Here is a 9,809-nt window from a genome sequence, read left to right on the forward strand (position 1 = left end):
CTCAGTGATCCTCGCCGGGCGTGTGTGCATGCAGCGCCGCCAGGGCACGGTGGATCGCCACGGCGTCGACCCGCGGCGGGTCGTACCGGCGGGTGCGGATGTGCTGGAGCAGGTCGGGGTCGGGGGCCAGTCCGTAGTTGCGGAGGTAGTAGGTGACCGCATCGGTCCAGACCCACGCACCGTCGGTGCGGATGTTCATCGGTACCGCGCCGCGGCGCCGCCCGTTGACGACGTCGTCCATCAGCGTCGTGGTGGTCAGGACCGCGCTCGCCGCCTCCAGGTACTCCAGCACCTCACGGCGCTCCCGGCTGTCGAGGGTGGGCCGGTCGGCGGCGAAGCCGGGGCCGCCGACCTCGTCCACGGGGTCGAACAGCTCGGCGAAGCGGACGGAGGTGGTCGGCCGGGTCGTCCACAGCAGCGCGGAGTGGGCCAGCGCCGTCCGCTGGTACGGGGGCAGGTCGTCGGCGTCGGTGAACGCCTCGACCTGCGGCGCGGTCTCGCCGGCCAGGGTCAGCGCGCGCTGCATCGTGGCGGTGAGTGCCGGTAGCGATCCGGGGTCGGTGGCCTGGACCAGGTAGAGCCTCCGCGGTGGTGGCCACGGGGTCGGTGCGGCCGGGAATCGCCAGGCCCGCCACAGCCCGTCGACCAGATCGTCCATCTCGATGCCGGTCACCGTCGTGACGGCGGCCGCGTCGATCGCGCCCAGGTGGTCGATGTCGGTCGGGTCCGTGGTCAGGTCAAGGCTGTGCGGGATGTCCTCCGGGGTTTCGGCGTGGCGCTTCGGGTATGCGGGGGACATCGTGTACCACCACGGCGCCGCCGCCGAGGCGGCAACGTCGAGATCGGCCAGCAGGTCGTGGTTGGCGGCGTCGTCCTGCAGGACCGCCTGGAGCACGTCGAGGTCGGCCGGTGTGATCGGTATGCGCCCGGCCAGGGCCACGAACACCACCGCTTGAGCGACCTCGGTCGCCCGCCCCTGCGCGAGCCAGTCCCGGGCCGAGCAGACGACCTCGTCCGGTGCCCATCCGGCGGCACGAAGCAGCACCTGGTGCAGCGAGATGCCCACCTGCCCGAATCGCATGTCGCTACAACGGAAGCTCCCGCGCCGTGGTTCAACCGGCAGCGCCCCGATGGCATCGGTGCTCCCCGCCGGCCGGCTCGTCGCCAGAATCTCGACGGTTTCGTTTGAACCGCCCTCCGACGGCATCCGTTGTGTGGTCCACCTACTCCGCCTGGGGACGCGCGGCGGTGTCTTGACTGACGGGAGCCTTGGCAGTGTCCGTCTCAATAGATGAGCCGATCCGTCCGATCCGGTACACCACGGCCGCGCACCGGCCGAACGAACTTGCCTACCAGGCGCCCGACAGCGTCACCGCCGCCGTCCGCAGAACGCTGCGGCAACGGCGCTTCATGCAGTACAACCGGTTGGCCGTCGGCGTGGTGCTGCTCAACGCGGGAGCGTTGTGGCTCGGCACGCGGCACGCGGCATGGGCGGACCCGACGACGCTGCTGACCCTGGCGCAGGCCAACCTGGCCTGCGCGGTCATCGCACGGCAGCAGCACGTCGTCAACTTCGTGTGCCGGCTCGCCACCCGGGCACCGACGACCTGGCCGCTGCGACTGCGGTGGGCGCTGGCCAAGGTGTACCACTTCGGCGGGCTGCACGTCGGCATGGCCGTCTCGGGCACGGCGTGGTACGTCCTCTTTGTCGCGTCGCACACCAGGCAGGCGCTGCGCGGTCCCGGGTTCCCCGCGAGCCTGGTGACGTCGTACGCCCTGGTGCTGCTGCTGGTCCTCATCGTCGTGTGCGCCCGCCCCTCGGCGCGGACGCGCTCGCACGACAGGTTCGAGGTGACCCACCGGCTCGGCGGCTGGACGGTCCTCGTCCTCGCCTGGATCAACACGATCCTGGTGGTGACCACCCAGCCGGCAGCGGGCCCGGTGCTCGACGCGGTGGTGACCGCACCCTCGATCTGGCTGATGCTGGCCAGCACGGCCTCGACCGCACTGCCGTGGCTGCGGCTGCGCCGGGTGCCCATCACGGTCCAGCGACCGTCATCGCACGTCGCCGTCGTCCGGTTCGACGACCACGGGGTGAAACCGTTCGTGGGTTCGGTCCGGCCGATCAGCCTGCATCCGCTGTGGGGCTGGCACACGTTCGCCAACATCCCGGCACCGCGCAGCAGCCCGCTGGGCTACCGGATGGCCGTGTCCCGCGCCGGCGACTGGACGTCGGCGTTCATCGCCGACCCGCCGTCCCACGTCTGGGTGCGAGGTGTCCCGACCGCCGGCATGGCCAACGTCCGGCACCTGTTCAAACGGGTCGTCTTCGTCGCCACCGGCAGCGGCATCGGCCCCATGCTGGCGCACCTCATGGCCAACAACGTGCCGGGCCACCTGGTGTGGGTGACGAGAAGCCCGAGGGAGACGTACGGCGACGAGCTCGTCAACGAGATCCTCGCCGTCCAGCCGGACGCCACGATCTGGAACACCGACGACCAGGGACGACCCGACGTGTTCGCCCTCGCCTACGAGGCCCTGCAACGCACCGGCGCGGAGGCGGTCATCTGCATCGCGAGCACCAAGGTCACCTGGCAGGTCGTGTCCGGCATCGAACGGCTCGGCATCCCCGCGTTCGGCCCGATCTGGGACTCCTGACCCGCGGTTCCCGCGAAAACCTGACCCAACCCTGACCCCGACACATCGCACACAACGACAACGAGGAGGTCGCCCGATGGGCGGTGCCAACCGGCGGACAATGCTCATGGGCGCTGGCGCGGTCGGTATCTCAGCCGCCGTGACCGCGTGCGGCGGCGCGGCAGAGCCGGCGAACCCGCTGACCCAACCGGCACAACCGGCACAACCGGCCACGAACCCTGAACCGGCCGGCGCGGCCGCGCCGGCCCAGGGAGGCGCCGCGCTCGCCAAGGTGGCCGACGTGCCGGTCGGCGGTGGCCTGGTGCTTCCGGACCAGGAGATCGTGCTGACCCAGCCCGTCAAGGGCGAGATCAAAGGCTTCACCTCGAGCTGCACCCACTACGGCTGCACGGTGTCCGGCGTCAAGGGCGGCACGATCAACTGTGCCTGCCACGGCAGCAAGTTCGCCGTGGCCGACGGCGCGGTCGTCAACGGCCCGGCGACCGGCGCACTGCCCGAGGTCGCGATCCGCGTCGAGGGCAGCGACATCTTCCGGGCCACGCCGTCCGGCATGTGATCGCGGCCGCCGCTCCCCGGTTCCGTGCGTCGTCCGATCACGGAACCGGGGAGCCGACCCGTCCCGATCATCGAATCCGGTTGCCCACGTCGTCCCGGCGCCGGCGACGGCATCTCTCAGCGGGAGGCACGGCGTGAAGCACCTGCACCTCGCCACGGCGGTGGCCAGTCTCGTCGCCGCCGCGGCCTGGGCCATTCCACTCGCCAGACCGGCCCTGACCGCGGCCGACGACCTCAGCACAGCCGACCGGGACCTCCTGGTCCAGGTTCGCCTGCTGGGCCTGCTGACCCATCCGGCCGGCCTCACCGCCCGCGACAGGGCCGCCGGCGAACAGATCCGGAGGACCGGCGAGACACTCGCCATCGAACACGCCAACCTCGACAGCCTCACCCGCGCCACCGCCGTCCAGGTCGGCGTGCCGTTACCCGCCACGGCGACCGCCGAGGACCGGGACTTCCTCCGCGAACTGGCGGCCACGCCGGCCGACCGGTTCGACGAGATGCTCGTCGGGCGGCTCCGTGCCGCGTACGAGCGGGCGTTCCCGATGATCGCCGCGGCGCGGGCCAGCACCCGCAACACCGCCGTCCGCGCCTTCGCGACCACCGCCGACGCCTACGTGGCACGCCACCTCGACTACCTGGACAGCACCGGACTCGCCAGCCGCCCGGCAGCGGCCACGGCCGACGCGGCCGACCAGGCGTTCCTCGCCCGCCTCAGCCAGGCCGTCCTCTGGCAGCAGCTCGCGGGCATCCTGGCCCAGCAACGCGCGACCCGCGCGGACATCAGGCAGGCCGGCGATTTGATCACCGACGAGGCGCGGGAGCTCAACCGGACCGTCCGGTCGGCCGTCGAACGGCTGCACCTGCCGCCACCCGACCGGCCGAGCGCCGAACAGCAGCAGGCGCTGACCGATCTCGAGGCCGCCCGAGGCGCGGACTTCGACCGGGCCTTCGTCAACCAGCTCCGTGCGGCGGACGGGGCACTGCTGTTCGCCGGCGCGCAAACCCGCACCGGCACCCGCAACACCGTGATCCGCGAGCTCGCCGCGGCCGCCAGCAGCACGGTCCTGCGGCACATGGCATACCTGGAAGCCAGCGGCCTGGTCCGGTACGACGAACTCCCCGCGCCGCCACACGCGGCCGGACTGACCACGACAGGGCTGCACCGCGACGACGGCATCCACCCGGCCGTCATCTGGCTGATGCTCGCCGTCACCGTCGTCGTCGCCGCCCTGACCGGAACCGGGCTGACCGGGGACGGCTCGGCCGGGCGCCGGCCGGTGCGGGGCCGGCCTGTCGACACGACCCACCGGGCGAGCACCCGTAGCCCGTCGAGAGAGGTGATCCGACATGAGTTACCAAACACCCACCAGACACCGATGGTCCTTGAGCGGACAAGCACCAGCGGCGAACGACAGCCTGGTCGAATACGACCGTCCGCGCAGCTACCGGGCAACCCTGGAACATGGTGAGCCACGACGCGAACGCCTGCTGTCCGCTCGCGCCATGGTGTGGGTGGCCGTCTTCACGCTGGTGACGACAACCGGCCTGTGGTGGGTCTTGCGGGGCAACACCGCCGCGACGTCCAGCCCTCCGGACGCCGCGGCGGCCGCACCCGCGGCGCACCAGCACGAAGGCCAACCGGCGGCGAGCGACTACGTCGACATCCTCAGCGTGCCGGCGGGCAGGCAGGCTCCGCAGGCCGGCCCGAACGCGTCGACCGGCAGCTACCGCCACGACTGCGGCCGCAACGAGAACGGGTTCTACAACCCGGACAACTTCATCGTCGTGCCGGGCAAACAGAGCGGCGCCCACCACATGCACGACTACCTCGGCAACCAGTCGGTGGACTGGCGCACCACCGACGAAAGCCTCGCGGCAGCAACGGAAACCTCGTGCCGGCTCGGCGACCTGTCGTCCTATTTCTGGCCGGTGCTGCGGGACATCACCCAGACCGGCACCGACGCGGCACAGGTCGGTGGCGGCAAGGACGGCAACCACGGCCGGATCCTTCCCCTCGCGGAGGCCCGGATGGAGTTCCTCGGCAACGCCCAGGCGAAGGTCGTGCCGATGCCGCTGTTCCTGCGCCTGTTCACGGGGAACGCGAAAGCCATCACGAGCAAACTCAAGGACGCCCGTTCCCAGTGGGGATGCGCCGGGTTCAAGGACCGGTACACCGAGAAGTACCCACTGTGTCCGGACGGCGCCGTGCAGCGCGTCATCGAGTACCCGAGCTGCTGGAACGGCAAGGACACCCGCAGCAACGACGTGCGCAGCCACACCGCCTTCCCCGACAAGGACGGCAGGTGCCCCGACGGCACGCGCGCCGTCCCGAAACTCGTCATCACCCTCACCTACGCCGCCATCCCGCCGGGCCGCAGCTTCGCCCTCGACGCGTTCCCCGGCGAGGGCCGCAGCCCGCACACCGACCACGCCGGCTTCGCCAACGTGATGCCCGAGGACCTGATGGCCCTGATCGTCGACTGCATCAACGACGGCCGCGCATGCTGAGCGCCGAAGGTCCGGATGCCCTGACCCTGGCGGCGGCAACGAGCGGTTGACCGGCCCCGGGCACGGGGTTCCCCGGGGCGAGGGGTGCGGCTGCGACGCGAGACCGTCGCGGCCGCACCCCCGCGTGCTGTCGGGCCGGCTCGTCGGCATCGGGTGGCCACTCGCGGACAGGATCGACCTCGACCGCATCGCGCAGACCACGCTCGGCCAGGCCGAGCCCGAACAGCGTACGGCAATGGCGGCCGGCGCATCGGCCGGCCGCCATGGCGTCCCGTGACCCCTCGACAGGGGTGGAGCCCGCCGAGCCGACCGCCTCGGTTGGGTTGGCCGGCCCGGCGGATGACTGGCTACTTCACCGAACCTGCCAGCACGCCCTGCACGAAGTACCGCTGGAAGGCGAAGAACACGATCAACGGCAGCAGCATGGACAGGAACGCGCCCGGCGCGATCACGTCGACGTTGGAGGAGAATGTGCCCATCTGCTCCTGCAGGACGTACGTGATGGGCTTGCTGGACGCCCCGGCGAAGACCTTCGCGACCAGCAGGTCGTTCCAGACGAACAGGAACTGGAAGATGGTCAGCGACGCGATCGCCGGCCAGCCGATCGGCAGCACCACCCGGGTGAAGATCATGAACTCGGTGCCGCTGTCCATCCGGGCCGCGTCGAGCAGGTCGCGCGGGATGCCGATGAAGAAGTTGCGCAGCAGGAAGATGGCGAACGGGAGCCCGAACGCGACGTGGAACACGATCACGCCGGCGAGGGTGCCGAAGATGCCGAGCGCGCCGAACAGCTTCGCGTCCGGGATGATGGCCATCTGGATCGGCACCACGATGAGCGCGACCACCAGGGCAAAGAGCGCGTCGCGGCCGCGGAAGTCCTGCCAGGCCAGGGCGTAGGCGGCCAGCGCCCCGATCGTCACCACCAGGATGGTGGACGGCACGGCGATGAGCACGCTGTTCCACAGGCCGCCGACCATGTCGCGGTTGTCGAGGAGGTTGGCGTAGTTGGCCAGGGTCAGCTCGCTGGGCTCGGTGAAGACGTGCCACCAGCCGGTGGCGGCGCTGGCCGACGCCGGACGCAGGCTGGCCACCAGCAGGCCGGTCGTCGGCAGCAGCCAGATCAGCGCGACGAGGACGACGATCGTGTACATCAGCCCGCTGCCGAGCCGCGTGACGATCCGGGACACCAGGCCGCGCCTCGGCGGGCCGGTCACCGCGGTGCCGGCCGGCTCGATCGTCGGCACCCTGGCGGTGGATACGAAGCTCATCGGTCCCTGTCCCCTCGCAGCCTGCGGACGTTGTACAGCATGGCGGGCAGCACGAGCGCGAAGAGCAGCACGGCCAGCGCGCTGCCCAGGCCGGTGTTCTGGCGCGCGAAGGCGGTCTGGTACATCTGCAGCGCCACCACGTTCGCGCGGTCCTGGGTCACCGGGTCGGGCGCCAGGATGTACACCAGGTCGAAGATCTTCAGCACGTTGATGACCAGCGTGACGAGCACGACCACCAGCACCGGGCGGACCAGCGGGATCGTCACCCGCCGGAACACCTGCCACTCCGTGGCGCCGTCGACCCGGGCGGCCTCCAGCGCGTCCCGCGGGATGGCCGACAGGCCCGCCGAGATCAGCACCATCGCGAAGCCGGCCCAGATCCAGATGTACGCGGCGATGATCGCGGGCGTCACGACGCCGCCGGCGAGCCAGGTGACCCCGTTGAACGGGGGCGCGAAGTTCGACGCGGCCAGCCGGATCGTGTACCCGTCGCCGGTGAGCTGGGCGAAGGCGAAGCTCCCCGCAGGATCGGTCCGGGTCGTGGCGACCACCGTGCCGTCCCGCACCGCCTCGACGACCACGCCGGGCAGGCCCTTCTCGTTCGCGTCGACGGTGCCGGGCCGGCCACCGCCGCCGGGGCTGAAGTCGAGCCAGACCACGCCCCGCAGGCCGGTCCCGGGAACGCCGGGCGCCGCGGCGACCGCCTCGGGCGGCACCCGGTCGGGCGGGAGGCCGACCATCGGCAGCATGACCGGCGCGGTCGCGGCGGCCGGCTGCGCGGTCTGCACGGCGCCGTCCACGGTCACGAGGCCGGCCTCCTCGCGTGGGCTCGTCCCGTAGTACTTCGACGGCGGCTTGAACACGTCGTGCACCGACACGATCGCGGCGTTGAGCGCGCCGCGGTCCTTGTCCGCCTCGTAGACCATGGTGAACGTGACGCCGGCCGCGAGGAACGAGATGGCCATCGGCATGAACAGGACGGTCTTGAAGGCGGTGGCCAGCCGGATCCGCTCGCTCAGCACGGCGAACAGCAGCCCGAGCGCGGTGACCGTCGTCGGGGCCGCGACGACCCAGACGACGTTGTTGATGATGGCCCGGCGGGTCGCCGGGCCGGTGAACATCTCGACGTAGTTGCTCAGGCCGACGAAGCGGGTGCCGTCGGCGTTGAAGAAGCTGTACCAGACCGTGGCGACGATCGGGTACGCCACGACGGTGGCCAGGACGACCAGCGCCGGGCCGAGGAAGAGCACCGGGCTGATGGGTGGGACATCCCCCCGGCGCCCTCGCCGCCCTCGGCGCCTCGGCTTGCCGTCCGGCGCGTCCGGCCGGCGGGCGAGGCCGCCCCCGACCGGTCGGGCGGTTCGCCGGCCCGTGTTCCTCGCTGCCGGTGCGGCGTCGAATGCGCCTGCCGGCTCGGACGCGCGCACCATCAGTTGCTCCCGAAGTCCTTCTTGGCTGCGTCTTCGAGCCGGCCCGCCAGGGCGTTCACATCCATCCCCGGGTTGCCCAGGAACTCCTGGAGCAGCTTCCACTCGTCGGCGTTCGTGCCGCCGCCGAAGGACGCCGGCGCCAGGTCGGACATGTCGAACTTGATCACGTCGGCGCTGACCACCAGGTTGGCCAGTCCGCGCACCGTGTCGTCCGGGTACGCCGACGGGTCGACGGTCTTGTTCGGCGTGATGAACCCGCCGCCCTTGGCGAAGATCTCGGCCGACTCCTTCGAGGCGAGGTACGCCATGAGCGCCATCGTCGCCTTGTCGTCCTTGAGCGCCACCGCCTGGTCGCCGCCGACCACCACGGACGACTTGGCACCCTTGATCGACGGGAACGGCAGGTATCTGGCCGTGTCGCCGACCTTGTACTTGCCCGCCTTGGTGATCTCCGAGCCGACGAAGTCACCCTCGCACAGGATCGCCGCCTTCGGCTTCTCGCCGAACACCTCCGCGACGGACTGCGAGAAGTCGATCTTCAGCGCACCGGCGTTGCCGCCGTCGATCATCCGCGGCGTCGACCACAGCTGGCCGATCGTTCGCAGGGTTTCGACCACGGTCGGGTCGGTCCACGGGATCTCGTGCCTGGACAGCTTGTCGTAGTTCTGCGGGCCGCCGACCTGGATGTACACGTTCTCGAAGAAGTCGGTCAGCGTCCAGGCCGACCCGCCGGGCACCGCGAACGGCGTGATGCCGGCATCGGCGAGCGTCTTGGCCGCGGCGATGAACTCCTCCCAGGTCTTCGGCTCCTTCACGCCCGCCGTGGCGAACGCGTCGGTGCGGTACCAGCAGATCGACTTGTGGGCGGCCTTGAGGTAGAAGCCGTACGCCTTCCCGTCGATCGTGCCGAGGTCCTTCCAGGCGGCGCTGTAGTTCGTCGTGACGGCCTCGAGCGCGTCGCCGCTCAGCGGCTTGAGGTTGCCCTTCTTCGCCAGTTCGGCGACGGTGCCGGGCTGCGGGATCAGCGCGATCGACGGCGGCGTGCCGCCGGAGATCTTCTGGTTGAGGAACGAGGCGACGTCGTCGCCGGCGGAGGTGTAGACGGTCTTGACGCCGGTCTTCTTCTCGAAGTTCTCGAGCACCTTCTTGAAGTTGGACTGCTCGACGCCCGACCACTTCGCCACGACCTCGACGGTGCCGCTCAGGCCCGGCGTGCCGGGTGGCTCCGACGCGGTACCCCCGCAGGCGGCAACCGTCGCCACCGCGGCCAGCGCCGCGGTGAGCCGTGCCATACGTGCCATGAAAGGTCTCCTTCTTGCCAGCTGTGCCATGAGAGACGAAACCCGCGCCGGGCCCCAGCGAGGGCGTTGGCGGACGATCGCGCCGC

General features: G+C 70.9%; 8 protein-coding genes. 4 read left to right on the top strand and 4 right to left on the bottom strand.

All coding sequences use genetic code 11. The features are described 5' to 3' along the window. Position 1: 1 nt before the first annotated feature. Positions 2 to 1,081 carry a hypothetical protein gene (locus tag IEZ31_RS37875; protein WP_190254915.1) on the bottom strand — a complete coding sequence of 360 codons (1,080 nt, stop codon included), beginning with the start codon at positions 1,079 to 1,081 and terminating at the stop codon, positions 2 to 4. Positions 1,082 to 1,275: 194 nt separating this feature from the next. Here IEZ31_RS37875 and IEZ31_RS37880 point away from each other — a divergent pair, with 194 nt between their 5' ends. The 4 genes from IEZ31_RS37880 to IEZ31_RS37895 all read left to right on the top strand — a co-directional run bounded on the left by IEZ31_RS37880 (position 1,276) and on the right by IEZ31_RS37895 (position 5,724). Continuing rightward, positions 1,276 to 2,658 (top strand): FNR domain-containing protein, encoded by a 1,383-nt coding sequence (locus IEZ31_RS37880; RefSeq protein ID WP_229836245.1) that lies wholly within the window; start codon positions 1,276 to 1,278, stop codon positions 2,656 to 2,658. Between the two features lie 139 nt (positions 2,659 to 2,797). Next, positions 2,798 to 3,214 carry a Rieske (2Fe-2S) protein gene (locus IEZ31_RS37885; RefSeq protein ID WP_229836247.1) on the top strand — a complete coding sequence of 139 codons (417 nt, stop codon included), beginning with the start codon at positions 2,798 to 2,800 and terminating at the stop codon, positions 3,212 to 3,214. A 133-nt stretch (positions 3,215 to 3,347) separates the two neighbouring features. After that, a complete protein-coding gene (locus IEZ31_RS37890) occupies positions 3,348 to 4,685 on the top strand; it encodes a DUF4142 domain-containing protein (RefSeq protein ID WP_190254917.1) in 1,338 nt (445 codons plus the stop codon). A 34-nt stretch (positions 4,686 to 4,719) separates the two neighbouring features. Beyond that, entirely contained in the window at positions 4,720 to 5,724 is a 1,005-nt protein-coding gene (locus IEZ31_RS37895; protein ID WP_190254918.1) for a DUF1996 domain-containing protein, read from the top strand. Between the two features lie 347 nt (positions 5,725 to 6,071). On the opposite strand, the gene IEZ31_RS37900 is transcribed toward IEZ31_RS37895, so the two are convergent. The 3 genes from IEZ31_RS37900 to IEZ31_RS37910 all read right to left on the bottom strand — a co-directional run bounded on the left by IEZ31_RS37900 (position 6,072) and on the right by IEZ31_RS37910 (position 9,723). Continuing rightward, a complete protein-coding gene (locus IEZ31_RS37900) occupies positions 6,072 to 6,992 on the bottom strand; it encodes a carbohydrate ABC transporter permease (protein ID WP_190254919.1) in 921 nt (306 codons plus the stop codon). Continuing rightward, positions 6,989 to 8,242, bottom strand: coding sequence for an ABC transporter permease subunit (locus IEZ31_RS37905; protein ID WP_229836248.1), 1,254 nt, complete (start codon positions 8,240 to 8,242; stop codon positions 6,989 to 6,991). The genes IEZ31_RS37900 and IEZ31_RS37905 overlap by 4 nt, the downstream gene beginning before the upstream one ends. 179 nt (positions 8,243 to 8,421) lie before the next feature. Then, positions 8,422 to 9,723: an ABC transporter substrate-binding protein gene (locus IEZ31_RS37910; protein WP_229836250.1), complete on the bottom strand. Its 1,302-nt coding sequence runs from the start codon at positions 9,721 to 9,723 to the stop codon at positions 8,422 to 8,424. Positions 9,724 to 9,809 lie beyond the last annotated feature (86 nt).

Origin of the sequence: Dactylosporangium sucinum (assembly GCF_014647515.1) — a bacterium.
Lineage (GTDB): Bacteria > Actinomycetota > Actinomycetes > Mycobacteriales > Micromonosporaceae > Dactylosporangium > Dactylosporangium sucinum.

What these genes read in the sequence shown, in the direction of transcription:
- IEZ31_RS37875 (WP_190254915.1), bottom strand. Translation starts at nt 1,081, where the DNA reads ATGCGATTCGGGCAGGTGGGCATCTCGCTGCACCAGGTGCTGCTTCGT.
- IEZ31_RS37895 (WP_190254918.1), top strand. Translation starts at nt 4,720, where the DNA reads ATGGTGTGGGTGGCCGTCTTCACGCTGGTGACGACAACCGGCCTGTGG.
- IEZ31_RS37900 (WP_190254919.1), bottom strand. Translation starts at nt 6,992, where the DNA reads ATGAGCTTCGTATCCACCGCCAGGGTGCCGACGATCGAGCCGGCCGGC.
- IEZ31_RS37910 (WP_229836250.1), bottom strand. Translation starts at nt 9,723, where the DNA reads ATGGCACGTATGGCACGGCTCACCGCGGCGCTGGCCGCGGTGGCGACG.